General features: G+C 71.4%; 24 protein-coding genes and 1 tRNA gene. 12 read left to right on the forward strand and 13 right to left on the reverse strand.

The genetic code is table 11. From position 1 onward, the window contains the following. Positions 1 to 4: 4 nt before the first annotated feature. Entirely contained in the window at positions 5 to 1,501 is a 1,497-nt protein-coding gene (locus tag ASF35_RS10070; RefSeq protein ID WP_055966693.1) for a serine/threonine-protein kinase, read from the reverse strand. A gap of 110 nt (positions 1,502 to 1,611) precedes the next feature. Here ASF35_RS10070 and ASF35_RS10075 point away from each other — a divergent pair. Continuing rightward, positions 1,612 to 1,688 (forward strand) — tRNA-Met (locus tag ASF35_RS10075). 170 nt (positions 1,689 to 1,858) lie between these two features. Here the strand turns inward: ASF35_RS10075 and ASF35_RS10080 are convergent. After that, on the reverse strand, positions 1,859 to 2,905 hold the full coding sequence (locus ASF35_RS10080; protein ID WP_055966695.1) for a helix-turn-helix domain-containing protein: 1,047 nt from the start codon (positions 2,903 to 2,905) through the stop codon (positions 1,859 to 1,861). A gap of 28 nt (positions 2,906 to 2,933) precedes the next feature. Further along, positions 2,934 to 3,830, reverse strand: coding sequence for an alpha/beta hydrolase (locus tag ASF35_RS10085; RefSeq protein ID WP_055968469.1), 897 nt, complete (start codon positions 3,828 to 3,830; stop codon positions 2,934 to 2,936). Here ASF35_RS10085 and ASF35_RS10090 point away from each other — a divergent pair. Next, on the forward strand, positions 3,790 to 5,295 hold the full coding sequence (locus ASF35_RS10090) for a serine hydrolase (RefSeq protein WP_200914529.1): 1,506 nt from the start codon (positions 3,790 to 3,792) through the stop codon (positions 5,293 to 5,295). The genes ASF35_RS10085 and ASF35_RS10090 overlap by 41 nt on opposite strands. 357 nt (positions 5,296 to 5,652) lie before the next feature. On the opposite strand, the gene ASF35_RS10095 is transcribed toward ASF35_RS10090, so the two are convergent. The 4 genes from ASF35_RS10095 to ASF35_RS10110 are packed head-to-tail and all read right to left on the reverse strand — an operon-like array spanning position 5,653 to position 8,555. Further along, entirely contained in the window at positions 5,653 to 6,528 is an 876-nt protein-coding gene (locus ASF35_RS10095; protein WP_200931754.1) for a helix-turn-helix transcriptional regulator, read from the reverse strand. Positions 6,529 to 6,572: 44 nt separating this feature from the next. Continuing rightward, positions 6,573 to 7,085: a cyclophilin-like fold protein gene (locus tag ASF35_RS18520; protein WP_055966698.1), complete on the reverse strand. Its 513-nt coding sequence runs from the start codon at positions 7,083 to 7,085 to the stop codon at positions 6,573 to 6,575. Further along, complete coding sequence (locus ASF35_RS10105) at positions 7,082 to 7,495, reverse strand: cupin domain-containing protein (RefSeq protein ID WP_055966701.1); 414 nt, start codon at positions 7,493 to 7,495, stop codon at positions 7,082 to 7,084. The genes ASF35_RS18520 and ASF35_RS10105 overlap by 4 nt, the downstream gene beginning before the upstream one ends. Before the next feature lie 22 nt (positions 7,496 to 7,517). Further along, a complete protein-coding gene (locus ASF35_RS10110; protein WP_055966704.1) occupies positions 7,518 to 8,555 on the reverse strand; it encodes an alcohol dehydrogenase catalytic domain-containing protein in 1,038 nt (345 codons plus the stop codon). Between the two features lie 143 nt (positions 8,556 to 8,698). Between ASF35_RS10110 and ASF35_RS10115 the strand changes: the two genes are divergently transcribed. Next, positions 8,699 to 9,274, forward strand: coding sequence for a DapH/DapD/GlmU-related protein (locus tag ASF35_RS10115; RefSeq protein WP_055966707.1), 576 nt, complete (start codon positions 8,699 to 8,701; stop codon positions 9,272 to 9,274). 122 nt (positions 9,275 to 9,396) lie between these two features. On the opposite strand, the gene ASF35_RS10120 is transcribed toward ASF35_RS10115, so the two are convergent. Further along, entirely contained in the window at positions 9,397 to 10,389 is a 993-nt protein-coding gene (locus ASF35_RS10120; RefSeq protein WP_055966710.1) for a hypothetical protein, read from the reverse strand. A 137-nt stretch (positions 10,390 to 10,526) separates the two neighbouring features. On the opposite strand from ASF35_RS10120, the gene ASF35_RS10125 reads away from it, so the two are divergent. Together ASF35_RS10125 and ASF35_RS10130 are read left to right on the forward strand one after the other, a co-directional pair. Next, complete coding sequence (locus ASF35_RS10125; RefSeq protein WP_055966712.1) at positions 10,527 to 11,672, forward strand: sensor histidine kinase; 1,146 nt, start codon at positions 10,527 to 10,529, stop codon at positions 11,670 to 11,672. Next, a complete protein-coding gene (locus ASF35_RS10130) occupies positions 11,669 to 12,325 on the forward strand; it encodes a response regulator transcription factor (RefSeq protein ID WP_055968473.1) in 657 nt (218 codons plus the stop codon). The genes ASF35_RS10125 and ASF35_RS10130 overlap by 4 nt, the downstream gene beginning before the upstream one ends. 89 nt (positions 12,326 to 12,414) lie before the next feature. Here ASF35_RS10130 and ASF35_RS10135 read toward each other — a convergent pair whose 3' ends face one another. Next, positions 12,415 to 13,218, reverse strand: a complete 804-nt coding sequence (locus tag ASF35_RS10135; RefSeq protein WP_055966715.1) for an ABC transporter permease subunit — start codon at positions 13,216 to 13,218, stop codon at positions 12,415 to 12,417. Further along, positions 13,215 to 14,114: an ABC transporter ATP-binding protein gene (locus ASF35_RS10140; RefSeq protein WP_055966718.1), complete on the reverse strand. Its 900-nt coding sequence runs from the start codon at positions 14,112 to 14,114 to the stop codon at positions 13,215 to 13,217. Before ASF35_RS10140 ends, ASF35_RS10135 begins: the two co-directional genes overlap by 4 nt. A gap of 167 nt (positions 14,115 to 14,281) precedes the next feature. Here ASF35_RS10140 and ASF35_RS10145 point away from each other — a divergent pair, with 167 nt between their 5' ends. Continuing rightward, complete coding sequence (locus ASF35_RS10145; protein ID WP_055966720.1) at positions 14,282 to 15,127, forward strand: alpha/beta fold hydrolase; 846 nt, start codon at positions 14,282 to 14,284, stop codon at positions 15,125 to 15,127. A gap of 20 nt (positions 15,128 to 15,147) precedes the next feature. Here ASF35_RS10145 and ASF35_RS10150 read toward each other — a convergent pair whose 3' ends face one another. Further along, complete coding sequence (locus ASF35_RS10150; protein WP_055966723.1) at positions 15,148 to 15,402, reverse strand: hypothetical protein; 255 nt, start codon at positions 15,400 to 15,402, stop codon at positions 15,148 to 15,150. A 107-nt stretch (positions 15,403 to 15,509) separates the two neighbouring features. Between ASF35_RS10150 and ASF35_RS10155 the strand changes: the two genes are divergently transcribed. Then, positions 15,510 to 16,451, forward strand: coding sequence for an alpha/beta hydrolase fold domain-containing protein (locus ASF35_RS10155; RefSeq protein ID WP_055966725.1), 942 nt, complete (start codon positions 15,510 to 15,512; stop codon positions 16,449 to 16,451). 94 nt (positions 16,452 to 16,545) lie between these two features. Here ASF35_RS10155 and ASF35_RS10160 read toward each other — a convergent pair whose 3' ends face one another. Continuing rightward, positions 16,546 to 17,445 carry a bestrophin family protein gene (locus ASF35_RS10160; protein ID WP_082480758.1) on the reverse strand — a complete coding sequence of 300 codons (900 nt, stop codon included), beginning with the start codon at positions 17,443 to 17,445 and terminating at the stop codon, positions 16,546 to 16,548. A 145-nt stretch (positions 17,446 to 17,590) separates the two neighbouring features. Between ASF35_RS10160 and ASF35_RS10165 the strand changes: the two genes are divergently transcribed. From ASF35_RS10165 to ASF35_RS10185, 5 genes are all read left to right on the forward strand, one after another. After that, on the forward strand, positions 17,591 to 18,214 hold the full coding sequence (locus ASF35_RS10165; RefSeq protein WP_082495472.1) for an NTP transferase domain-containing protein: 624 nt from the start codon (positions 17,591 to 17,593) through the stop codon (positions 18,212 to 18,214). A 133-nt stretch (positions 18,215 to 18,347) separates the two neighbouring features. Next, entirely contained in the window at positions 18,348 to 20,747 is a 2,400-nt protein-coding gene (locus tag ASF35_RS10170; protein ID WP_235499140.1) for a molybdopterin cofactor-binding domain-containing protein, read from the forward strand. 10 nt (positions 20,748 to 20,757) lie between these two features. Further along, complete coding sequence (locus ASF35_RS10175; protein WP_055966728.1) at positions 20,758 to 21,240, forward strand: (2Fe-2S)-binding protein; 483 nt, start codon at positions 20,758 to 20,760, stop codon at positions 21,238 to 21,240. Between the two features lie 2 nt (positions 21,241 to 21,242). Continuing rightward, on the forward strand, positions 21,243 to 22,409 hold the full coding sequence (locus ASF35_RS10180) for an XdhC family protein (protein WP_235499141.1): 1,167 nt from the start codon (positions 21,243 to 21,245) through the stop codon (positions 22,407 to 22,409). A 48-nt stretch (positions 22,410 to 22,457) separates the two neighbouring features. Then, a complete protein-coding gene (locus ASF35_RS10185) occupies positions 22,458 to 23,237 on the forward strand; it encodes a hypothetical protein (protein WP_055966731.1) in 780 nt (259 codons plus the stop codon). Between the two features lie 10 nt (positions 23,238 to 23,247). On the opposite strand, the gene ASF35_RS10190 is transcribed toward ASF35_RS10185, so the two are convergent. Beyond that, on the reverse strand, positions 23,248 to 23,991 hold the full coding sequence (locus ASF35_RS10190; RefSeq protein ID WP_235499142.1) for a nuclease-related domain-containing protein: 744 nt from the start codon (positions 23,989 to 23,991) through the stop codon (positions 23,248 to 23,250). Positions 23,992 to 24,042 lie beyond the last annotated feature (51 nt).

A 24,042-nucleotide genomic window follows, 5' to 3' on the forward strand; every position in this document is an offset into this window, starting at 1 on the left:
GGCCTCAGATCGACTCGGCGCCGTCGATGAGGTAGCTGGAGCCGTCCTTGGTGAGCTGGAGCGTCACGGTCTCGGTGCGCCGGCTGCCCTCGTAGAGGTAGGAGTAGATGTAGGTGACGCGCATGGCCTCGGGATCGGGCGAGACGCGCTCGACGCGCACGTCCTCGACCTTGCTCCAGAAGCTCTCGTAGCCGGAGAGCCCACCGCTGGCCTGCTGGTACTCGGTGGTGAGCAGCTCGAAGCCCTTGCGCGGGTCGCCGGCGGCGGTCGTGACGTAGGTGTTGGCGAACTTCTCGAGCCGCTCGGCCAGCGACGTCGACTCCCCACCGGAGCCCTCGCCTCCATCGGCCGAGGCGACGGTGCTGGAGCCGTCGTCACCGCCGGAGCTGAGGGCCACGCCGGTGACCGCCGAGGCCAGGACCGCGACGGCGGCTGCGGCCGCGAGTGCGAAGCGGCGGTCGCGCCACATCGGCGGGGGAGCGGCGTGCGAGCCCCGGCTCGGCTGCTCGGGCGCCGGGAGCGGCGTGACCCGGGTGGCGTGGGGGTCGCGCCGGACGGTCGAGTCGGGCGGCGCCGTGAGCTCCGTGGCAGCCGTGAATCGCACCGGCGCGATGCTCGCGGGCGCGGGTCGCGGCGGCTGGTCGTCGGCGAAGTCGTCGCGGGAGACGTGGTCGATCAGCAGGTCGGCCAGCGCCGACCGGCGCGGTGCGCCGGGGTGGACGATGTCGTGCAGCAGGCCGGCCACCTCGCGCATCGAGGCCCGCTCGTCGGGCTCCTGCTGCATGGTGGCCGCGACGACCGGAGCCAGCGGGTGGTCGGCCGGGAGGATCGGCGTGGCCGAGTCCAGGATCTTCTGCACGGCCGTGATCGGGTCGTCGTCGGCGACGTCGAACGGCGGGGACCCGGTGGCGGCGTGGAACGCGGTGATCCCGAAGGCCCATACGTCGCTCGCCGTGGTGGCGGTGCGCCCGCGGGCGATCTCGGGGGAGAGGAAGGCCGGGGAGCCGGTGATCAGGCCGGTGCGCGTGAGCGCCTCGTCGATCTCGCGGCGCGCGATGCCGAAGTCGCCCAGCTTGGCCACGTCGCCGTCGGCGACGAAGACGTTGGAGGGCTTGACGTCGCGGTGGATCATGCCGGCGTCGTGCGCGGCGGCGAGCGCATCGGCAACCTGGGCGAGCAGGCGGGCGGCGCGGTCGGCCTCCAGCGGCATGCCGTCGCACAGGTCGGCGAGAGTCGGTCCGTCGACGTACTCCATGACGAGCCAGGTGTGCTCGTCGTCGTCGGCGATGTCGTAGACGGCCACGATGTTCGGGTGGTGCACGCGCGCGGCGAGGTGCGCCTCGCGCTCGGCACGGGCGGCATCGATCTCGGAGGAGCCGGGCGCGTGACCGAGGCGCTTGAGCGCGACGGTACGACCGAGCACGGTGTCGTGCGCGACCCACACGCTCGTGGCACCGCCCCGACCGATCTCACGGTCGAGCTCGTAGCGATCTGCGATCACGTCGCCTCCTTCCGCACCCCACGGTACGAGGCGATCATGAGAGTGGCGACCCGAGACCGCACCCCCCGATTTGGATCGGCGTTCACCGTGCCGTAAAGTACTGAGTGCGACGCGGGGTGGAGCAGTTCGGTAGCTCGCTGGGCTCATAACCCAGAGGTCACAGGTTCAAATCCTGTCCCCGCTACCACGAGAAGGCCCCCTGACCGGAGACGGTGAGGGGGCCTTCGCCATGCGCAGCCGATCTCTCGCCGGGTGGACGCGACATCGAGCCGTAGCCCTGACGTTCGACGACACCAGGGGCGGTGCTCTCCCCTCGGCGAGGCAGTGCCGATGCCGTCCGCGGCTGGAGGACCGGGGTCAGTGAGGGGGCGGCAGCTCGAGCACGTGGGAGGTGCGCAGGCGCCACATGAGATGCGCGGTGCCCAGCCGTGTCCGGCCGAAGCCGTCGAGGGGGTCGAAGTCGAGCGTCTGCTCCATGGTGTCGATGCGGTCCTGCATGGTGCTGTGATGGACGCCCGCCGCGCGCGCGGCCTGGCGGACGGTGCCGGTGCTGATGATGGCTTGGACGGTGGGCAGTCCCCAGGGGTGGGTCAGGACGGTGGCGAGGCGCTCGACGTCTGGGCTGGTCGTGGTGTCACCAGTGTCCGCCAGCAGGCCGACGAGGCCGCCGAGGTCGTCGGCGTGCACCAGGCCCGTGGTCGGTGGCTCGCACAGCCGAAGGGCCACGAGGGCGGTGCGGAACGAGCGGTGCAGGTCGACGGGTCGGGTAGCGGACCCGACGCCGCAGGGGCTGGCCGCCACGGAGCCGGCGTCTGCCGGGACGACCACTGCGTGGATGGGTCCGAAACGGGTCGGGACGACGTCCTCGGGTCCGGAGGGATGAGCGTCCCAGACGGCGAACAGAGGTGCGGCCGCGACGCGGTAGTCACGGTCGATGTCCAAGCCGAGGGCGGTGGCCGAGACGCAGCGCTGGTTCTCCGTGACCGACTCGTCGACGAGCAGCCCGAAGTGCCGACGGTTGTCGAACTCGCGGCGCCCGTGCCCGTGACGGATGCGCACCGCCAAGGCCAGGCGCTCCAGGATGATGGCGTCGTTCGGCTGTGCCGCCCCCTCCCGCTCGAGCCAGACCTCCAGGTCGCCCGCCGGTGCGGAGACCATCTCCGGACGAGGTGAGGGAGGGGGCGCCCCCGATGGCACGTGGTGTCCGTCGGGGGTGATGCGGATGGTCCGCGCGGGGGAACGCTGGCGGAAGCCGGCCGGGCAAGCGGCGAGGGAAGCGGCGGCGGCAAGGAGCGCTCGGGTGTTGACGTTGCCCACGACGAGCTCGTCGAAGCAGGCGATGACGCGCAGGCCGAGGCTCGCACTCGGGTCGAGCCGCGCGATGCGCCCGAGGAGCTCCTGCACCTAGCTCGCCTCCGCCGGTCGGGAGTGGTCAGTCGGCAAGGATCTTCTCCACCCACGAGTTCCGGGCTGCGATCATGCTGCGGCCCACGGTCGTGTGAGGAGCGAAGATGTCGCAGGCATGGAAGGCGCCTGACCAGACGTGCAGCTCGGCGTCGCCCCCTGCGCGCCAGATGCCGTTGGCGTAGTCGATCGCCTCGTCGCGGAAGATCTCCGCCGCGCCCACGTCGATGAACGCGGGGGGGAGGTCGGCGAGGTTCGTGGCGCGGGACGGGGCAGCGTAGTGCGAGACCGTCGTCGACCCTCGGGCATCCCCCAGCAGCGCGTCCCAACCGGTGATGTTGCTGATCCGGTCCCACACCCCGACTCCATCGAACTGTGAGGTCGAGGGCGTGCTGCACCGGTCGTCCAGCATCGGGTAGTCGAGCACCTGCCCGCAGAGGCTGGGTCCGCTCCGGTCGCGAGCGGCCAGGGCAAGACCCGCAGCCAAGCCGCCGCCGGCACTTGCCCCCGCCACCATGATGCGGTCGGTGCGAACCTGCAGCTGTTCGGCGTGGTCCGCGAGCCACAGCAACGCCTGATACATGTCCTCCCGGCCGTAGGGGTCAGGGCATTCCGGCGCGAGGCGGTACTCGACGGTCATGAGCGCTGCGCCCAGCTCGTCGACCCAGTCCAGCACGAGGTCGATGCCGCTGAAACGGTCTCCGAACATCAGTCCACCCGAATGTGCATAGACCACGACGGGCACGCGGCCGGTCGCGGCACGGTGCCGTAGGACCGAGAGTTCCAGGGGGTCCCCCTGGTGGCCGCGGCACGTGTGGTCTTGGCGCTCGATGCCGCGGTCGCGGAGAAGGTCCCCCAGCGGTGGGGACGCATAGGACGTACGCATGAAGTCGATCAAGTCCGGGGTGATCGTCGGCGGGAACATGCCACCCACCACCGAGAGCCCCGCCTTCAGCTCGGGATCGAAGGCCGGTCGTGCCAAGCCAGAGGTTGGCATCACCGTCTCCTTCCTGGTCGTGTTGCACGGAGGCTACCCCCGACGCGAGGTCGCTGGCCATGGTTCGGCGGATGACGAGGGGCTGGCCCGCCACCTGGCGGGCCCGGGGTGCCGATCTGCGTCGCGCTGTCGGTTCCGATCGCGCCGCCGACCGGCAAGTGTGACGGGGGACACCGTCCTCGACGCCATCGTGGACCCGAACCAACTGGAGGTCATCATGACCAGAAACATCGACGGCAGCGGCATCGACCGGGTGCTGCAGGACGCCGTCCAGGGGGGTGCCGTGCCGCACGTCGCGGCCATCGCCGCGGACGCCGACGGCGTCTTCTACGAGGGCGGTGCGGGTGTCCGGATCGCCGGCGAGTCCGACGACCCGGTGACGACGTCGACGCACTTCCGCATCATGTCGATGACCAAGATGGTCGCGACGACTGCCGCCCTGCAGCAGGTGGAGCGCGGCCAGCTCGACCTGAGCGCTCCCGTCGAGCAGTACGTGCCGGAGTTCGCCGACGTCAAGGTGCTCGATGGCTTCGACGGCGACGAGCCGATCCTCCGTGATCCCGCCAGCAAGGCCACCGTCCACCAGTTGGTGACCCACACCTCGGGTCTCGGCTACTGGTTCTGGAACGACCAGCTCGTCACGTACGAGGCGGCCACTGGCGTGCCGAACGTCGTGCCCGGCACGATGGAGGCGTTCAACGCCCCGCTCGTGGCTGACCCGGGCACGCAGTACGTCTACGGCATCAACACTGACTGGCTCGGCCGCGTCGTGGAGGCTGTCGCGGGGACGCCGCTGGACGTGGTGATCCGCGAGAACATCACCGGCCCACTCGGCATGGCGGACACCGCGTTCATCCTCGACGAGGCCCGCTACGCCAACGCGGTGACGGTGCATGTGCGGGGGGAGGACGGCGGATGGGTCTCAGCCGGCGAGATCCTCAACCAGTCGCCTGAGTGGTATGCCGGGGGACACGGGCTGTACTCCACCCCGCGCGACTACATCCGCTTCGAGCGAGCCCTCCTGCGCGGCGGTGAGCTCGACGGCGCCCGCATCCTCAGCCAGGCGACGGTCGACGCCGCCTTCAGCAACCAGATCGGGGAGATCGACTTCCCGGCCGAAATCCCGACTGCGGACCCTGCCATCACCGACACGATGTACGCCGGCCGGGGTTACAAGTGGGGCTACGGTCTGCTGCTGAACACCGAGGACGTTCCCGGACGGCGCAGAGCCGGCACCGGTGCCTGGGCGGGGCTGTTCAACACTCACTTCTTCATCGACCGCGCTACCGGCATCGCCGCCTCGATCTACACGAACTCGTTGCCGTTCATCGCCCAAGACGACGCGTGGAAGATGTACGTGGATTTCGAGGAGGCGCTCTACGCTGCTCTCTGAGCCTTCGAGTCCGACGTTCTCGGTGACGAACGAGGGTGTCGACGCCTGGTGCGCCGATCGACCGGTCTCGGTCGTCAGTTCACGTTGTGCGTCTTCACGGAGCCGGTGGTGCCCTCGGTGGCGTGCAGGATCCACGGCGGTGACTCGTGGCGGGAAGGCGCCGTCACGCACCCTTTCCCCGGTGCCGCGACAAGGTCCCCTGACCGAGACGGTGACGGGGCCTTCGTCACGCGCGGCCGTCCCTCGTCAGTAGGACGCGTGCCGGTGGCTATGGGCGCTGGCTCGAGGCCGTCGACCATGTCGAGACGTGCTGCGCGGACCCCTTTGGGTCGCGCTGCGCTTTGCTGTCAGACGCCCTCAGGGCCGCGTCGACGAAGGAGCGGTCGTGCTGGCGCCCCAGCTCGCGAGGAGCCTGAGTCGCTCCTCCGACGGGCTCCCCGGTTCGGCGGTGTAGACGGTCATGACCTGCAGTCGCGCGCCCTCGGTGGACAGGTTCATGGAGTGGTAGGCCACGTCGATGACCCCCGTCGCGGGATGGTTGAACTGCTTGCGGCCGGCGACGTGCAGCCTGACGTCGTGGGAGGCCCATCGCGTGCGGAACTCCTCGCTGACGGTCGACAGCTCACCGACCAGCTCGCGCATCGTCTTACTCTCGGGGTCGCGACCCGCCTCGGTGCGCAGGAGGGCGACCGTGACGTTCGCGGCGCCGTTCCAGTCGGGGAAGAGCTCGGTGGCCGATGGATCCAGGAACTGGTACCGCGCGATGTTCGGCCGTACGGGGTCGTGCTCGAAGACGGGTGAATAGAGCGCTCGCGCCAGGGGGTTTGAAGCGATGATGTCCAGCCGTCCGTCGGCGACGAACGCCGCGGACCCGGACATCGAGTCCAGCATCCACTGCACCTCGGTCGACACCTTATGGCGTGCCTTGGGCCGCGGCGCGCTCGTACGGGCGCGTGCGACGCGGGCGAGGTCGAAGAGGTAGGTCCGCTCGGCCGCGTTGAGCCGCAGTGCTCGCGCCACGGCATCGAGCACGTCCTCGGAGACGCCCTTGATGTGGCCCTTCTCCAGCCGGGTGTACCAGTCGGTGCTCACTCCAGCGAGGACGGCGACCTCTTCTCGGCGCAGACCTGGGACCCGGCGGCGCCGGCCCGCGTCAGGCAGGCCCACCTCGGCCGGCGTGAGCCGGCCGCGGCGGGTCGCGAGGAACTCCCTGATGTCGGAACGGTTGTCCACCAGCCCACCGTACGCCGACGCGGGAGGGCGTTCCCCGCATCCGGTCATGGCTGCTCCAGGGCCTCGACACGCACGCTGACGTTCCCGTCGATGCGGCCGAGCGCGTCGAATCCCTCCTCCATCCTGCCCAGGACCACGATGCCGTCGAAGTAGGACTGGTCGCCGTAGTAGAGGACGAGGTCGCCGTACGGGGCGTAGTAGCCGAGTGCGCCCACGTCCGGGTCGGCACCGGTGGGTTCCCCGTCGGTCGAGAGCTCCCGCGGCAGGGGACCGGTCTTCTCGACGCCGCCGTGGTCGCTCATGTCGAGCTCCAGCGGCAGCTGCGCGACGAGGTCGCGGCCGGCCGGGGTGTCCAGCACGGTCGCCTCGACCTGGCCACCCTCGAACCCGATACGGATCCGGGTCCCGGTGTCCTCGGATTCCGACCTCGCCTCCGACGGTGCGCCGGAGGGTGCCCTCGTGGACGGGGCCGGGGCGGACGACGGGGAGGCTGGGCCTTCCGCGCTCGAGCACGCAGTCAGGACCCCGGCGACCAGCAGCACGAGCGACACCCTCATCGCTGCTGCTCCGGCGCTGCGAGGTACTCGGTGTCGGTGACCGGGTCCAGCCAGTGCACGGCGTCGTGGTCGTCGTCGGCCTCGTTGATGGCTAGGTGCACCATCAGCCGGTTCGGCGCGGCACCGTGCCAGTGCTCCTCGTCGGCCTCGAACAGCACGCGGTCACCGGGACGGATGACCTCGACCGGTCCCCCACGGCGCTGGCAGAGGCCGACTCCCTCGGTCACGAAGACCGTCTGGCCGAGCTGGTGGCGGTGCCAGTGCGTGCGGGCACCAGGCGTGAAGTGCACGAGGTTCGCCGAGACGCGGGACGGCGGGGGTGCCGCCGCCACGGGATCGATGTAGACGTCGCCGGTGAACCAGTCGGCGGGTCCCTTGGCGGTGGCGAGGCTGCTGCGCGTGATCTGCATGATGTTCCTTGCGTCGGGAGGGTCAGGGGTTGACGAGGACCTTGAGGCTGCGACGGTCGGCCATGGCGCGGTAGCCGTCGGGGACGCCGTCGAGGTCCGTGGTGGTGTCGAAGACCCTGCCGGGCTCGATGGTGCCGTCGAGGATGTCGGGCATGAGCTCCTCGATGTAGGCGCGCACCGGAGCGGGGCCACCGGTCAGGCGGACGTTTCCTCCGAAGAGGCTCGCGAAGCCGACCGGGGCGGCCTCGTACTGCGGCACCCCGACGCGGCTGATGGTGCCGCCGGGCCGGACGACGCCGACCGCCTGCTCGTAGGCAGGCATGTGGCCGACCGCCTCGAGCACGACGTGGGTGCCGTGGCCGTGGGTGAGGTCGCGCACGGCCGCGATGCCTTCCTCTCCGCGGGTCGCGACGACGTCGGTGGCTCCGAACTCGCGGCCCAGGTCGGTGCGCGTCTCGTGACGACCCATCAGGATGATCTGCTCAGCGCCGAGGCGCTTGGCCGACAGGACCGCGAGCAGCCCGACGGCGCCATCGCCGATGACGGTCACGCTGGTGCGCTGGGTGACACCGCCGGCGACGGCCGCGTGGTGGCCCGTGCCGAGCACGTCCGACAGCGTCAGCAGCGACGGCATGAGTGCGGAGTCGGGCGCGACGGGAAGCTTGACCAGGGTGCCGTCGGCGTACGGCACTCGCGCGGCCTCGGCCTGCCCGCCCTCGTCGGGGAGGGTGTCCCAGAACGAGCCGTGGATGCAGGAGGTGTGCAGACCCTCGCGGCAGAACTCACAGGTCCCGTCGGAGATGGCGAAGGGGGCGACGACGAGGTCGCCCTTCGTGACGGTGGTGACCGCCGACCCGACGTCCTCGACGACGCCGATGAACTCGTGGCCCATGCGGGCGGGGCTGCCGTTGGCCGGCATGGAGCCGTAGGGGTGCAGGTCGCTGCCGCAGATGCAGGAGGTCGTGATGCGGACCAGCGCGTCGGTCGACGCCTTGATGGCCGCGTCCGGCACGTCCTCGATGCGCACGTCGCCGGCGCCGTGCATGAGTGTCGCCTTCATCGGATGTCCTTCTCTGGTCGGTGGGTGTTCCATCCCAGTGGAGCGCGGACCTGGTGCGTGGGGAAGGTCCGTCTTGTCGGGGGTACAGACAGCACCCCCCTGAGGCGTTCTCCGACACGGCCGCACGGGGCAGGCTCGAGGTCATGGACCTGAAGCAGTTCCTCGACCACGTCGACAGCGGAGCCGAGATCATCGGTGGCTCCGAGCACCACCAGTTCATGCACGGTGCCTCCCAGGAGGCTTTGGCCGTCATCGCAGAGCTGAACGGCGCCTACCGCACGCCGGAGCAGGTCCGGGACCTGCTTGCCCGGCTCACCGGCCGCCCGGTCGAGGACTCGGTCGTCGTGTTTCCGCCGTTCTACAGCGAGTTCGGCAAGAACCTGACGCTCGGCAAGGACGTCTTCATCAACATCGGCTGCCGCTTCCAGGACACCGGCGGCATCACCATCGGGGACGGCTCGCTCATCGGCCACGGCTGCACCCTGACGACGCTGAACCACGGCATGGACCCGGCGCTCCGAGCCTCGATGGTGCCGGCACCCGTCGTGATCGGGCGCAAGGTCTGGCTCGGGGCCGGCGTGACGGTCGTGCCCGGTGTCACGATCGGCGACGGGGCCGTGGTGGGCGCCGGCGCCGTGGTCACCCGCGACGTGCCCGCCGACACGATCGTGGCCGGCGTCCCCGCACGGGTGGTCAGGCCCACCGGCTACCAGGCCTGACCTGAGGTTCAGCGGTCCCGTTGGTCTCCTCGGGCCCGAGAACGTCGACGGCCCCGGATGGTCTGCCGGGGCCGTCGACGATCAGGTGGTGCCCCGCGACGCCCGGGGTCGCGTGCTGCCGGTCAGCGACCGCGGGGAGCGTCGACCCGCGTGATCCAGTACTCCGTGGTGGGGGTCGGCGGCGTGCTGAACCGCGCGTTCGGCAGGTAGAGCGAGCGGCCCGCGCGTGCGACGGTGGTCGGGACGTCGAAGTCATCGTTCGTGATGGTGCTCCGGAGGGTGCCGGAGCGACCATCGCGTGACAGCTGCACCACGGCGACCTGGTTCAGCCGGTTCTGCACCGCGTAGAGGGTGCGTCCCTCGCGCAGCAGGCCGTCGCCGTTGGTCAGGGTCGCGCCACCGAGGTCGACCCTCGTCGTCGCACCGGTGCGCGGGTCGACCCGGTAGAGGCCGCCGTCGGAGCTGTTGACCACGAGCAGGGCCGAGCCGTCGGGGGTGTCGCTGATGCCGTTCGCCGCGTTGGTGCCGGGCGGCGCCTGGACCCAGTCGCCGGTCAGGGGCAGCGCGGTGGCTGCAGCGGGTAGCGCGCCACCTCGGCCGAGGTCGAGGCGGAACAGGGTCGCGCGGCGTGAGTCGGTCACCCACACCGTGTCGCCCGAGATCAGCACATCGTTGACGAACGACTCACCCGTGGCCAGCTGGTAGGTGCGCAGCAGCGCGCCGGAGCGCGAGTCGACCACCCGCAGGGTGCCGGAAGGACCGCCGGCCACGAACAGGCGGCCGCGCTGGTCGATCTTCAGGCCGACCGACGCGGTGCCAGGGCCCTGGCTGATCGTCGTGGTGCGGCCCGTGCGCAGGTCGGCGCGCAGGATGTCGCCGTCCAGGCGCGAGCCCAGGTAGGCCTGGTCTCGGGGACCGATGGTGATGCCCTCGGGCTGGAAGTTGTCAGGCAGCTCGATGCGGTCGGGGAACGCCTGGCGGGCGCCGTGCTGGCCCGGCTCGCTGGCCACCGCAGCGGGAGCGGCGAGCGCGGGCGTGGCAGCCAGCGCGATCGCGCCGATGCCCACCGCGACGCGGGAGCGGAGGGAACGGGAGGAACGGGGACGAGGTGACACGTGATCTCCGGTCGTCGAGGTCTGCTGAGGGACTCCTTTCCCATCCCAGCACGAGCGGACCGATCCCGCAGACCTGATGACGTCGGTTCAACCTTTCGGACGGTCCGCTGCCGCCCCCGGATCCCTACGCTGAGTCTGTGAGCCACCCACTGCAGTCCGTCCTGGCCGAGTCCCGACCCGCGGCGCCCCCGGCGCGGGTGTGGCGCGACTGGGCGCTGCTGGGCTCCATCGCGATCTTCGGGGTGCTGGAGGGCCTGCTGCGCGAGGACCTCACGCTGCCCGTGCTGTCGATGGTGGTGACGCTCGGACTGGCCCCGCTGCTGCTGTGGCGTCGTACTCACCCGCTGGCCGTGGTCGGGACGGTCTTCGGGGTGGTCGCGGTGCTCCAGGTCGGGCTGTTCGTCACCGACGCACCGACGCTCGACGTCTACACGATGCTCTACGTCCTGCTGCTGCCCTACTCGCTCTTCCGGTGGGGCTCGGGGCGGGAGGCGGTCGCGGGGCTGGCGGTCATCCTGGGCGCGGCCACGACGGCGGTCCTGACCAGCTGGACCGGGATGGCCGACGCGGTCGGCGGGATCGGCGTCCTCGTCGCCTCCTTCGCCCTGGGGTGGGCCGTCCGCACCCAGCACGGCGCACGGGAGCGGAGGGTGGAGCAGGTGAAGTCGCAGGAGCGCGTCCTGCTGGCGCGCGAGCTGCACGACACGGTGGCGCACCACGTCTCGGCCATCGCCGTCCAGGCCCAGGCAGGGCGTGCTCTAGCGGCGACCAGCCCGTCGGCGCCGCTCGAGGCGTTGGAGGTCATCGAGGAAGAGGCCTCGCGCACGCTCGCGGAGATGCGGACGATGGTCCGTGTGCTGCGCAACGAGGCTCCGGTCGACTACGCCCCGCAGCCCGGCGTCGCCGACCTCCACCGGCTCTCCGGGGCCTCGCCCGCGGGACCGAGGGTCGAGATCGGGGTGTCCGGTGACGTCGCCACCCTCCCGGCGGCCATCGACGCCGCCGTCTTCCGCATCGCGCAGGAGGCGGTCACCAACGCGCTCCGGCACGCCCGGAACGCCACCGTCGTCGACGTGCGCGTCGCCGGCGACCGTTCGACCATCAGCCTCGTCGTCCGCGACGACGGCGACCCGGGTACGGCCGAGCTCGGTCCTGAGACGGGGTTCGGGCTCACCGGGATGAAGGAGCGCGCCCTGCTCCTGGGCGGCACGTGCGAGGCGGGCCCCTGCCCCGATCGCGGGTGGGCGGTCAGCGCCACGCTGCCGCGGCAGGGGTCGGCATGAGCATCCGGGTGCTGGTCGCCGACGACCAGGACCTCGTGCGGACCGGACTGTGCCTGATCCTCGGCACCCTGGAGGGCATCGAGGTCGTGGGGGAGGCGCGCGACGGCCAGGAGGCCGTGCGCCTGGCCCGCGAGCTCCGTCCCGACGTGTGCCTGATGGACATCCGGATGCCCGTCCTCGACGGCGTCGAGGCGACCCGTCTGCTGGCCGGGCCGGGCGTCCAGCACCCGGTCGCCGTCGTCGTGATCACCACCTTCGACCTCGACGAGTACGTGCACGGTGCGCTGTCGGCCGGCGCCACCGGCTTCCTGCTGAAGGACGCCGGACCCGAGCTGCTCGGCGAGGCGATCCGTGCAGCCACCCGCGGTGACTCGCTCATCTCGCCCAGCATCACCCGCCGGCTGCTGTCGACGTTCGCGGGCACCGGTCGGGCCATCCCTCCCGCACAGCCCATCGACCCGCTCACCGAACGCGAGGAGCAGGTGCTGCTCACCATCGCGCGAGGTCGCACCAACGCTGAGATCGCGGGCGAGCTGCACATCAGCCTCAGCACGGTGAAGACCCACATCGGCAGCCTCATGGCCAAGCTCGGTGCCCGGAACCGGGTGGAGGTCGCAATGTGGGCCTACGAGACCGGCCGAGTCCGGGACTAGCGCACCGCCGCCCTCGGCCACGAGTGCCGGGCACGCCGAACGCCCCCGCCGGGTCCGGCGGGGGCGTTCTCACGCGTTCGGGCCAGGTCCTACTTGACCTCGGAGCGGCGCAAGGTGAGCAGTCCGACCAGGAGCGGGAGGACGATCCAGATCGTCGTGGTCGAGGCGAGCATGGCCCACTCCTCGCCGGTGTCCATGGCGCCCTCCAGGAGCGCCACCTGCGTGTCGTTCCAGTCGACCCACGGCTGCAGGTCCGCGAACCACGGGCGCACCTGGGCGAGGAGCAGCAGGACGCCCGGCAGGACGAAGGACACCACGAAGTAGCCCACGATCGCGGCCGCGGAGCTGCGCAGCACGACACCCAGGGTGAAGCCGACGGCCATGCCGATCAGGTTGAAGAGCAGCATCTGGGAGGCCATGACCCACGAGACGTTCCACGCGGTGTCGACCCCGGCGAGGGCCGAGCCGCCCACGTTGGCGAGTGCTCCCACCGCGAAGGCGATGGCCACGGAACCGACGCCCACCAGGAGGGTCGCGACCGCCTTGGCGCCGATCACGCGGCCGCGGTGCGGCACCAGCGTGAACGTGGTGAGCCCGCTGCGCTGGCTCCACTCGCTCGTGACGGCCAGGATCGCGATCATCGGCAGGATCACCGACATCGGGAATCCACTCGCCCGCGTGAAGCTCTCGTAGGTGACGTCGCTGTCCGGCGCCACGACGACGACCGACCCGGCCGAGACCACCGACAGGATGCCGATGCTGACGAGCAACCAGAATCCCGAGCGTGTCGTGAACATCTTGCGCAGCTCGACCGTGACGAGTCGGTGTGCGGGGATGGGTCGGACGCTCCGGCGGGCCGGGGTGGCGGCCGGGGAGACGATGGTGGCGGTCATGCTGCAGCTCCTTCGCGCTGGGTGTCGGCCGTGAGTGAGAGGAACATGTCCTCAAGCCTGGCGCCCTCGGCGGACCGGAGCTCGGTGAGGGCGACGCCGGCGGCCGCGGCCACGGCCCCGACGCGGGCGGCGTCGGCATCGGTGCGCACCGAGCCGTCACCGGCGAGGGTGCTGGGGATCCCGGCCCGCTCGAGCGCGCGGACGAGATCGCGTGGCGACGGCGACCGCGCGAGCGTCCCGGCCGCGGCCAGCAGCTCCTCCTTGGGGCCGGCGGCGACGATCCTGCCGTGGCCGATCACGACGAGGTCGTCGGCGACGACCTCGATCTCGTGGAGCAGGTGCGAGGACAGCAGCACGGTGCCGCCGCGGCCGGCGAAGTCCGTCAGCAGGTCGCGCATCCAGCGGATCCCGGCGGGGTCGAGCCCGTTGGCGGGCTCGTCGAGGACCAGCACCGAGGGGTCGCCGAGCAGGGCCGTGGCGATGCCGAGCCGCTGGCGCATGCCGAGCGAGTAGTGGCGCACCCGGCGCTCGGCCTCGACGGAGCTCAGGCTCACCAGGTCGAGCATCTCGTCGACGCGAGCACGGGGCAGGCCCATGGTGGCTGCGGCGATCGTGAGGATGTCGCGACCGGTGCGGCCGGCGTGCTGGGCGGAGGCGTCGAGGAGGACGCCCACCTCCAGGCCGGGGTTGGGCAGGTCGGCGAACCGGACTCCGTGGATGGTGGCGGAGCCGGACGTGGGGGCGGTCAGACCGACCATGACGCGCATGGTCGTGGACTTGCCCGCGCCGTTCGGACCGAGGAAGCCGGTCACGCGGCCGGGCCGGGCGGTGAAGGAGACGTCGTCGACGGCGGTGAAGCCGGCATACCTCCGGGTCAGGGACTCAACGGTGATCATGCCGTCAACACTCGCCGCCCCGCGCCCTGCGCGTATCGGTTCGACGGCCAGTCCTGACCTGACCGAAAGTACGAGTCGGTGACCGTGCCCGAGGTTCGGTGCGCATGACCGTCGGGGTGCGCCTACCGTGGGTCCGTCCCGTCCGACGACCCGATCGTGGTGGACCCATGGCACGCATGAAGCCGCAGACCGTCCGGCTGCACGGCCACGACCTCTCCTACGTCGACACCGGCTCCGGCCCGGTGGTCCTGTTCATCCACGGGATCCTGGGGTCGCAGCGGCAGTGGGAGCACCTGGTGGACCGGATGGACGACGACCACCGGGTCGTGGTGCCCGACCTGTTCGGGCACGGGGACTCGGCCAAGCCGCTCGGCGACTACTCGCTCAGCGCGCACGCCGCGGCTCTCCGCGACCTGCTGGACCATCTCGGCGTCGACCGGGTCACGCTCGTGGGTCACTCGCTCGGGGGCGGCATCGCGATGCAGTTCTTCTACCTCTTCCCCGAGCGGGTCGAGCGCCTGGTGCTGGTCTCCAGCGGCGGCCTGGGACGCGAGGTCAACGTGCTGCTGCGCTCCGCGACCCTGCCGGGCGCCGCGCAGGTGCTGAGCGTGGTCGCGTCCGCGCCGGTGCTGTCCCGTGTCGAGGCGCTGGGCCGGGGAGCGTCAAAGGTCGGGTGGAAGCCCGGCGCCGACGTCAGCGCCGTCTGGCGCGGCTTCAGCTCGCTGCAGGACGCGGAGAGCCGACGCGCGTTCCTGTCCACCACGCGCGCCGTCATCGACATCGGGGGGCAGAGCATCAGCGCCCACGACCACCTCGACGGCGCGCTGCCCGTGCCGACGATGGTCGTGTGGGGGTCGAAGGACCGGATGATTCCCGCGTCGCACGCACGGAGCGTGGAGGCGCAGCTGCCGGACTGCCGCGTCGAGATGTTCGAGGGGGCGGGACACTTCCCGCACCTGGAGGACCCGGACCGCTTCGCACGCGTGCTGCGGGAGTTCATCGACGCCCACTGAGGCGATGCTCGGCCGTCGGTCTACCGGTCTGCTGAGCCCTCGTCCTCGTCGTCGTCGCCCGAGCGACCCATCGCTACGCCGAACAGCAGGCCCAGGGCGATGCCGATGCCGAGCAGGCCCCAGTTGTCGGTGACGAGAGCGATGGCGACGCCCAGCGGCGCGCCGAGGGCGAGCCCGATCGCGATGTTGTTGTCGGACTCCTCGTCCTGGTCGGGGTCCTGGCCGACGTCCGGGTCGCGGTCGGGGCCGGGGGCAGCGTCGTCCTCGGAGGTCATGCCCGCAGTCTGCAGGACTCGACGGCACGGCCAGAGGTTCGGCCCGTCTCCGAGGCGTCATCGGGCGGACTGGCGGGTCCCGCCCCGGCGCGCAAGACTGAGCAGCCATGATCACGTGGGACGTCGACGACCGACCCCTGCATCCCTTCTCGCGGCTCTACGTGCGTGGCATGTGGTGGCGGCGGGACAAGGAGGCGTTCGAAGGCGCCGAGCGGACCCTTCGTACGGCACGTCGTCGCCAGCGCGAGGGCGACGTCCCCCCGACGAGGCTCACCCGACTGCGTCGGCGCGTGCGCCGCGGCGACCTGCGCGGCATGACCGTGTGGACGGCGGCGCCCCGACGGGAGACGCCGCGGGTCCGCGTCCTCTACCTGCACGGCGGCGGGTACGTGCACCCGTTGACGGCCGACTACTGGCGCCTCGTCCGAGCCCTTGTCCGGGCACCGGCCGAGGTGGTGGTTCCCTGCTACCCCCTCGCACCCGACGCGACGGTGGACGAGGTGGTGCCCCGTCTGTGCTCGATCGCCCGCCAGGTCGGGACCGCGGACCTGCCGCTCGTGCTGATGGGGGACTCGGCCGGGGGTGCCATGGCCCTGGTGGTCGCCCGGCTCCTGGCGGACGAGGGTGGCCCTGCGGTGGCGGGCGTGGTGTGCCTCTCTCCCTGGCTCGACGCGACGCTGGACGAGCACGAGGTGCAGGACCTGGAGGCGTCGGACCCGATGCTGGCCGAGTCGGGTCTGCGCGCCGCCGGCCGGTGGTGGGCCGCGCCACGAGAGCCGTCCGACCCGGTGGTGAGCCCGCAGCGCGTCCCGCTGGACGCCCTCCCGCCGGTGGACGTGCTGATTGGTGACCGCGACATCCTGCGGCCCGCGGTCGAGCGACTGGCCGACCGCGCGCGGACGGCCGACGTGCTGGTCCACGTCCACGAGACGACCAGCATGTTCCACGTCTGGATGACACGGGCGATCCCCGAGGGGAGGCGCACGCGGCGCGACCTCGTCGGGCTGCTGCGAGCTCGCAGCGCGCATCGCGCCGACCGGAGCACCTGACCGCAGGACGGCGCGCGATCGACGGCGTCAGGTGCGGTTGCTGCCGACGACTCGGCGTCCCGGCTCGCGTCCCTGCGGCGTCGTACCGATCAGCTCACCACAGGACCTGCCCGACCGGCGTGACGGCGGCGGGCGCGTCCTCACCGATCATCTCGAGCAGGTCGATCTCGATGCCACGGCAGATGGCGGTCATCGGCACGTCGTGGACGCGGTCGACGAAGGGGTCGGCGAGGTCGCGACCGACCTGCACCGCGAGCAGGAACATCATGCCGACGAGACCGGACCCGATCGGCGTCCACCACTGCAGGTCCTTGTAGATCGCGAACGGGAGGATGACGCAGAAGGTGCGCGCGAAGAAGGCCGGCAGGAGCCTGTACTGGACGGGGAGCGGGGTCTTCTTGATCCGCTCGAGGCCGCCCTGGGCGTCGGTGAGGGTGCTCAGGGTCGACTCGACCTGAACCCTGGCGACGTCGTCGACCATGCCGCGACGGTGAGCCTCGGCCACGAGGCGACCGATGTACGAGAGCGTGGCCGTGGGCGAGCTGCTGGCGCTCTTCACCCGCGCCGCGACGTCGGGGGCGAGGTAGGCGTCGATCTCGGGCGGGGCGTCCTGCTGCCGCAGGGAGGTGCGCAGCGAGTGCACGTAGGCGATCTGCGCGCGGACGACCTCGTCGATCAGCTCGGGACGGGCGTCGCGGCCCGCGGGGTCGAGGAGGGTGGTCGCCTCCCGCGCGAGGTTGCGCGAGTGGTTGACGATGCTGCCCCACAGGGTCCGCGCCTCCCACCAGCGCGCGTACGAGGCGTTGACCATGAAGCCCAGGAACAGCGCGATGGCGGTGCCGTAGAGCGTGTACTGGATCGTGATGCCGCGGAACTCGATCCACCCCGCCGAGAAAGCGACGGTCACGCCCACGTCCCAGGCCAGCAGCACCACCATGGGGGCGAGGAGTGGCCGCCAGGCCGACACCGACCGTGGCAGGCGCGACGTGATCATGACGCCAGCCTGACCGACGGATGCTCGCCGCGCACGAGTGCGACGACGTGAGAGACATGACTTCCCAGAACGGGAACTCGCGTCCGCTCGTTGCTCTTGCCGATCGCCGTGCGCGCCCGTACCGTCGGCCCGCACCAGGGCGGCCATGACCGGGCACGCTCGCACGCAGCAGGAGGAGCGCGTGGACCACGACGAGCCGGACGGACCTCACGGTCTCGTGCTCGCGGCCGGCGCCGGCAGCCGGATGGGACGTCCGAAGGCTCTCGTCCGCGGGGACGACGGCGTGCCGTGGGTCGAGCGCGCGGTCAGGGTGCTTCGGGACGGCGGATGCGGCAAGGTCACCGTGGTCCTCGGGGCCGCGGCCGAGGAGGCGCGAGCCCTGGTGCCCGACGACGCCGACGTCGTCGTCGCCCGCCGCTGGGACGAGGGCATGTCGGCCTCGCTGCGTGCAGGGCTGCGTGCGGTGGGGGACTCGACGGCGACGGCGGTCCTGATCCACCTGGTCGACCTGCCCGACGTCGGACCCGACGTGGTCAGGCGGCTCGCGGCGACGGGGGTCTGGACAGGGGCCCTCGCGCGGGCGAGCTACTCGTCCCGTCCCGGCCACCCGGTGCTCGTCGGTCGAGACCACTGGGCCGGGATCGTCGCGTCCGCGGGCGGCGACGCGGGCGCGCGCGAGTACCTGCGGTCCGGGGGTGCCGCGGAGGTGGAGTGCGGCGACCTCGCCGGCGGCCGTGACGTCGACACGGCATCGGGCCTCGACGCGTAGAACCGGTCCGATCGGTCCGATTCGTGAGATCCGGTCGCAGGTTGATCTGCGCGGTGCGGTGACCTGTGTCACGGTGATGCTTCCCCCGCCTTCGTTCAAAGCCCCCCCAGAGCCCCGACGAAAGTGTGAACCCGTGACCGTCCCGCACGAGCTGTCCCCGTCCGCCCACGACCGCACCCCGCAGTCCCCGGAACCGCACGCTCAGGAACCGGATGCAGCGGCACGACCGGCGCCTCCCGGTCGGACCACCCGGCGACGCTTCCTCGGCTACGTCGTCGGCAGCGCCGGACTGGTGGTCGCCGCCGACCTCGGCCTCGGCGCGTCGCCGGCAGCCGCCCTGCCGCTGCCGTCGGTACCGCAGATCCCCGAGATCTACGACCTCAACGACTTCCTGACGCACTGTGCGCTCCCGACGTCGAACCTGATCGCCATCGAGATCGACGAGAAGGGCGACGCCACCTTCGCGCTGCCGCGCATGGAGGTCGGCCAGGGCATCACCACCTCGACGGCCATGATCATCGCCGAGGAGCTCGACCTGCCGCTCGAGCGGGTCAACGTCACCCTCGCCCCCGCCCGACCCGAGCTGCTGTTCAACCAGCTCACCGGCGGCTCGAACACCACGATCTCGACCTACACGCCCATCCGGGTGGCCGCGGCGGTGGCCCGCAAGTCCCTGCTCGACGCCGCCGCGATCCTGCTCGGTGCCCAGGTCAGCAGCCTCACCACCAAGGGCGGCGCGATCTTCGACTCGCTCGGCTCGTCCGTCACGTACGGCCAGGCCGCGGCGAAGGCCGCCTCGCCGACCACGAAGGAGGTGGAGGTCGACCTCGACGACGCCCCCAAGCGGTCCGTCGTCGGCACGCCGCAACGCCGCATCGACGCCGTCGACGCCGTGACCGGGCGCAAGAAGTTCGCGATGGACCTCGACGTCCCCGACGCCCTGCCCGCCATGGTGTGCCGGGCACCCGACCTGAACGGCAAGCCCAAGAGCGTGCGCAACGCCGCGGAGGTGAAGGCCATGCCCGGCGTCACCCACGTGGGCGTGGTGCCGACGGGCGTGGCCGTGCGCGCCAAGACCTTCGGCCAGTGCATCGACGCCGTCCGCGCCCTCGACGTCGAGTGGAGCGAGGGCACGGTGCCGGGCAAGAAGGCCGACGACATCCTGGCCGAGCTCAAGGCCGCCGAGCTGCCGCTCGCCGTGCCGGCCCTCGGGGCGACGACGGTCGAGGGCAGCTTCACGTTCCACTTCCGCAGCGGGTCCGCGCTCGAGCCGAACTGCGCGATCGCCGACGTCCGCAAGGGCTCCGCCGAGATCTGGAGCGGCCTCAAGTCGCCCATCGACGCGCAGTCCAAGATCGCCAAGGTCCTCGGTCTGCCGCAGGGCAAGGTGAAGGTGAACGTCGTCACCGGCGGTGGCTCGTTCGGCCGCAAGCTGTTCAGCGACGGTGCCATCGAGGCCGCGGAGGTCTCCAAGGCCTTCGGCGTGCCGGTCAAGCTCATGTGGCACCGCGCCGACGAGCCGCGGCAGGGTCGGGTGCACCCGATGTCGACGTCGCGCGTGCGGGCGACGGTGCTGGGCGAGAGCATCGCGACCTTCGAGCAGCGCCACACGTCGGTCACCTGCGACTTCACCCACGGCCTCGGTGAACGCCTCACCGCGGAGGTCGCGGCCCTGCCGACCGGCCTGGCGAACCTGGGGTTCTCGGAGACGATCTTCCTGCTCACGCAGGAGATCCCGTACAACTTCGGCGTCACCACGCAGCTGCTGAACGAGACCAACTACGACTTCACCCGGTTCAACACCAGCTCCGTGCGCAACATCTACTCGCCCGACGTGCGGGTGGCGAACGAGCTGATCGTCGACCAGCTGGCGAACCGGCTGAAGAAGGACCCGGTCGCGTTCCGGCGTCAGTACACCAAGAGCGGCGTCGTCCGACGGGTGCTCGACCGTGCCGCCGAGCTGGGGGAGTGGGGCAAGTCGATGCCGGCCGGAACGGCCCAGGGTGTCGCGATCCACAAGGAGTACAAGGGCGCGACCGCCGTGGTGGTCGAGCTCGACTGCCGGCCGGGGACGGTGAACCGGAAGGTGCGCGACGCGGTCACCGGACCCCGGGTCACCAAGGCGACGATCGTCGTCGACTGCGGCCTGGCCATCAACCCGCTCGGCATCGAGGCCCAGATGATGGGCGGCTTCAGCGACGGCATGTCGCAGGTCCTCACCTACGGCAACCACCTCGTCGACGGACACTTCCTGGAGGCCAGCTGGGACAACTCGGCCTACACCCGCCAGTGGAACACCCCGCTCGAGTTCGTCTGCGAGGTCATGGAGTCCGACAGCACGGAGCCCGGCGGCATCGGGGAGGCGGGCGTCGCAGCCTCGGCGGCCGCGGTGGCGTGCGCCTACGCGCGAGCCACCGGGGAGATGCCCACCGAGTTCCCGATCAACTTCCGCGACCCGCTCCACTTCGAGCCCAAGTCCTTCGTCCCACCCGTCCCCGCGTCGCCGACCAACGGCCTCGACTTCGTCTCCTGAGGAGCCCTTCATGCCCAGCTACAGCTTTCAGCTCAACGGCGAGAAGGTCACCGTCGAGGTCGAGAAGGGCGTGCGCCTGCTCTGGGTGCTGCGCGACGTCCTCGGCGTCACGGGACCGAAGTACGGCTGCGGGATCAACGTCTGCAAGGCCTGCACCTCGCACCTCAACGGCAAGGCGTTCAACCCCTGCGCCGTGCCGGTCGACAAGCTCTCGGCCTCGGACGAGGTGACCACGATCGAGGGACTCGCCGACACGACGCCCGGTGACGACCTGCACCCGATGCAGCAGGCGTGGGTCGAGCGCGACGTCGCGCAGTGCGGCTACTGCCAGCCCGGTCAGATCATGGCGGCCGTCGCGCTGGTCGAGAAGGTGAAGCGCGAGGGCCGCGCCGTCACCGACGACGACCTCGACGCGATCCGCAACGTCTGCCGCTGCGGCACGTACACGCGCATCCGCGAGGCCGTGCGCGCCGGCGAGAAGCTGATGCGGTAGCCGTGGCCGTCGCGGACGACGTCCTCGCGAGCGCGGCTCGCTGGGCGCACGAGTCACCCGTGGCCCTCGCCACGGTGGTGGGCACGTCGGGGTCGGCTCCTCGACTCCCCGGTGCGGCCATGGTGGTCTCGGTCGACGGGGAGGTCGCCGGGTCGGTCTCCAGCGGGTGCGTGGAGGCCGCCGTGTTCGACCTCGCCGAGAACACCCTGGCCACGGGTGCGCCCAGCCTGCGCACCTTCGGCTTCGCCGCCGACGAGGTGTTCGACGTCGGGCTCACGTGCGGCGGACGGATCGAGGTGTTCGTGCAGCGGCTCGACGTGGCCGCCGACCTGGAGAAGCTCGCGAAGCGCGCCGCCGCCGGGACCGCCTCGGCCCTGGTGACCGTGCTGGAGCATCCGGATCCCGAAGCCGTGGGCACGCGGATCGTGGTGCTCCCCGACGTGGTCCCCGACGGCACCACGCTGGGTCCCGACCTCGAGCGGACGCTCGTGGACCGGGCGCGGGCGATGCTGTCGACGGGTGCCACCGGCCAGGTGCACTGCGGTGCGGACGGCTCGCTGCTCGAGACCGGTGTCCGAGCGTTCGTGCAGGTGTGGGCACCCGCCCCGCGTCTGCTGATCTTCGGAGCCGTCGACTTCGCCGGTGCCCTCGCGGGCGCCGGCCGCTTCCTGGGCTACGACGTCACGGTGTGTGACGCGCGCCCCGTCTTCACCACGGCCGAGCGCTTCCCGCAGGCACACCGGGTGGTCGTGGACTGGCCCCACCGCTACCTCGAGCAAGAGGCGGCGGCGGGTCGTGTCGATGCGCGGACGGCGGTCTGCGTGCTGACTCATGACGCGCGGTTCGACGTGCCCGTCCTGCAGCAGGCACTGCGCCTGCCCCGCGTCGGGTACGTGGGGGCGATGGGCTCGCGACGCACGCACCACGAGCGGATGGGGCGGCTGCGCGAAGAAGGCGTCACGGAGACGGAGCTGGCGCGACTGCGCTCGCCCCTCGGACTCGACCTCGGTGCCCAGACGCCTGAGGAGACGGCGCTCAGCATCGCAGCGGAGCTGGTGGCCGTGCGTCGGGGCGGCAGCGGTCGCCGGCTCGGCCAGATGGACGGGCCGATCCACGCCGATGCCAGCGTTCCAAGCCCGTCCGGACCGGTATCGGTAGGTCGGCCCTGAGCGTGCGCACGACGCGCTGAACCCTCGATTCGTCCGTACTGTCGAGACATGGTGACGACGAATGACACGAGGTCGGTGACGACTCACGGCGGGGAGCGCTGGCTGGCGTTCACGGTCCTGGCGGCGGCGATCCTCGAGGTGGTGGCACCCGTGGTCACGATCAACGGACCGGGCAGCTCGCCCGGAGCCGGGTCGGGCCCGGAGCTGCTGATCACTCCGGTCGGGTGGGCGTTCTCGATCTGGGGCGTGATCTACACACTCGCGATCGCACAGTCCGTCGCCGTGCTGGTGAGAGGCGCGCACGCGGTTCCGCGACGTCTGCAGGTCGATCTCACGGTGCTGTACCTCGGCGGAGCGGTGTGGATCGTGCTGGCGGGACTCGACAGCAGCCTGGCGACCGCCGGTGCGCTGCTCGTGATGTTCGTGGCCGCGATCGATGCCGTGCTCACCACGGCGCGCTCGACGTTCGAGCCGGGATGGTTCTCCGTGCTCACACGTGCGTCCGTGGGTCTCTACGCCGGCTGGGTCACCGCCGCGTTCTTCCTCAACGTCTCGACGGCGATGGTCGACGCCGGGCTCGTCGAGGCGGACGAGCTGCCCTGGCAGCTGGTCGTGCTGGTCGTCGCCGCCGTGGTGCTGCTCGCCGTGCTCGTGCGGACTGATGGGATCGTGGCCTACGCCGCGGCCGGTACCTGGGCCATGGTCGGGATCGCCGTCACCGGCGACGCCGACGGCACCACGGGAGTGCTCGTGGCCGCGTTGGTCGCGGCCGCAGTGATCGTCGTCGTGACGGCCGCCCTGGTCGCTCGACGGCCCGCTGACGCCTGAGTCCTGGAGGTCAGGCCGGAAGGAAGACCTCCGCGAGCCGGCGCCGCACGTCGTGCTGGTCGATCGGGGCACCGGCGTCGCTCGTCAGCGCCGCGGAGAGCCGCCTCGGCCACGCCACCCGTACGTCGCGCGTGACGAAGTCGCCCCCGATCAGGGGCCAGTCGGCCTCGACGAAGCACAGGGCCGCGTGGACGGGAACCTGGTCGCCGACGACATCGCGGACGAGGCTGGCCTGCTTCAGCACGCTGTCGACCAGACGGGTGCAGTTGCGGCTCCCCACGTACAGCTTCTCGACGCGAGGACGGATCACGCCCCCTTCGACCCTGAGTCGAGGTCGCCCGGTGTAGCGCTTCGCGTCGATCACCCAGATCCCCGCTGCCGTGACGGCGAGGTGGTCGATGTTCGCGCGGGACCCGGGGACCTGACGATCGTGGAGCGCGAGCACGCCGCGGTCGACGAGGTCGTCGAGCATCCTGCCCACACGCTCCTCGCCCACGGCGCCCTTGGACCAGGCCGCGGTGCTCTGGGGCTCGCTCGACAGTGCGACCGCCAGGCCACCGAGCCGGCCCCACCGCTCGCGCAGTCGCTTCTCGTGGTTGGACCGGCGGCGTTCGTGCTCACGGCGTGCGGACGCACCGGCCGATCCGGGTGCGACGTCGGACGGTTCGACGTCCTGAGCGGCTGGCGGGGCCGCAGCCGCCGCCACGGCCGGCGGCTGCGCCGGTCCGGACGCCGAGCAGTCGATGCAGCGCACGGTCCTGCTGGACCGTTCGTAGATCGCTGGTTCGCGCGCCGGCAGGTGTGC

The organism is Aeromicrobium sp. Leaf291 (assembly GCF_001423365.1).
Lineage (GTDB): Bacteria > Actinomycetota > Actinomycetes > Propionibacteriales > Nocardioidaceae > Aeromicrobium.

Coding starts and splice junctions, on each gene's coding strand:
- ASF35_RS10090 (WP_200914529.1), top strand. CDS start 3,790: ATGAAGTCGATCAAGTCCGGGGTGATCGTCGGCGGGAACATGCCACCC.
- ASF35_RS10085 (WP_055968469.1), bottom strand. CDS start 3,830: ATGTTCCCGCCGACGATCACCCCGGACTTGATCGACTTCATGCGTACG.
- ASF35_RS18520 (WP_055966698.1), bottom strand. CDS start 7,085: ATGAGGGTGTCGCTCGTGCTGCTGGTCGCCGGGGTCCTGACTGCGTGC.
- ASF35_RS10105 (WP_055966701.1), bottom strand. CDS start 7,495: ATGCAGATCACGCGCAGCAGCCTCGCCACCGCCAAGGGACCCGCCGAC.
- ASF35_RS10110 (WP_055966704.1), bottom strand. CDS start 8,555: ATGAAGGCGACACTCATGCACGGCGCCGGCGACGTGCGCATCGAGGAC.
- ASF35_RS10115 (WP_055966707.1), top strand. CDS start 8,699: ATGGACCTGAAGCAGTTCCTCGACCACGTCGACAGCGGAGCCGAGATC.
- ASF35_RS10130 (WP_055968473.1), top strand. CDS start 11,669: ATGAGCATCCGGGTGCTGGTCGCCGACGACCAGGACCTCGTGCGGACC.
- ASF35_RS10135 (WP_055966715.1), bottom strand. CDS start 13,218: ATGACCGCCACCATCGTCTCCCCGGCCGCCACCCCGGCCCGCCGGAGC.
- ASF35_RS10140 (WP_055966718.1), bottom strand. CDS start 14,114: ATGATCACCGTTGAGTCCCTGACCCGGAGGTATGCCGGCTTCACCGCC.
- ASF35_RS10145 (WP_055966720.1), top strand. CDS start 14,282: ATGGCACGCATGAAGCCGCAGACCGTCCGGCTGCACGGCCACGACCTC.
- ASF35_RS10150 (WP_055966723.1), bottom strand. CDS start 15,402: ATGACCTCCGAGGACGACGCTGCCCCCGGCCCCGACCGCGACCCGGAC.
- ASF35_RS10155 (WP_055966725.1), top strand. CDS start 15,510: ATGATCACGTGGGACGTCGACGACCGACCCCTGCATCCCTTCTCGCGG.
- ASF35_RS10160 (WP_082480758.1), bottom strand. CDS start 17,445: ATGATCACGTCGCGCCTGCCACGGTCGGTGTCGGCCTGGCGGCCACTC.
- ASF35_RS10165 (WP_082495472.1), top strand. CDS start 17,591: ATGACCGGGCACGCTCGCACGCAGCAGGAGGAGCGCGTGGACCACGAC.
- ASF35_RS10175 (WP_055966728.1), top strand. CDS start 20,758: ATGCCCAGCTACAGCTTTCAGCTCAACGGCGAGAAGGTCACCGTCGAG.
- ASF35_RS10185 (WP_055966731.1), top strand. CDS start 22,458: ATGGTGACGACGAATGACACGAGGTCGGTGACGACTCACGGCGGGGAG.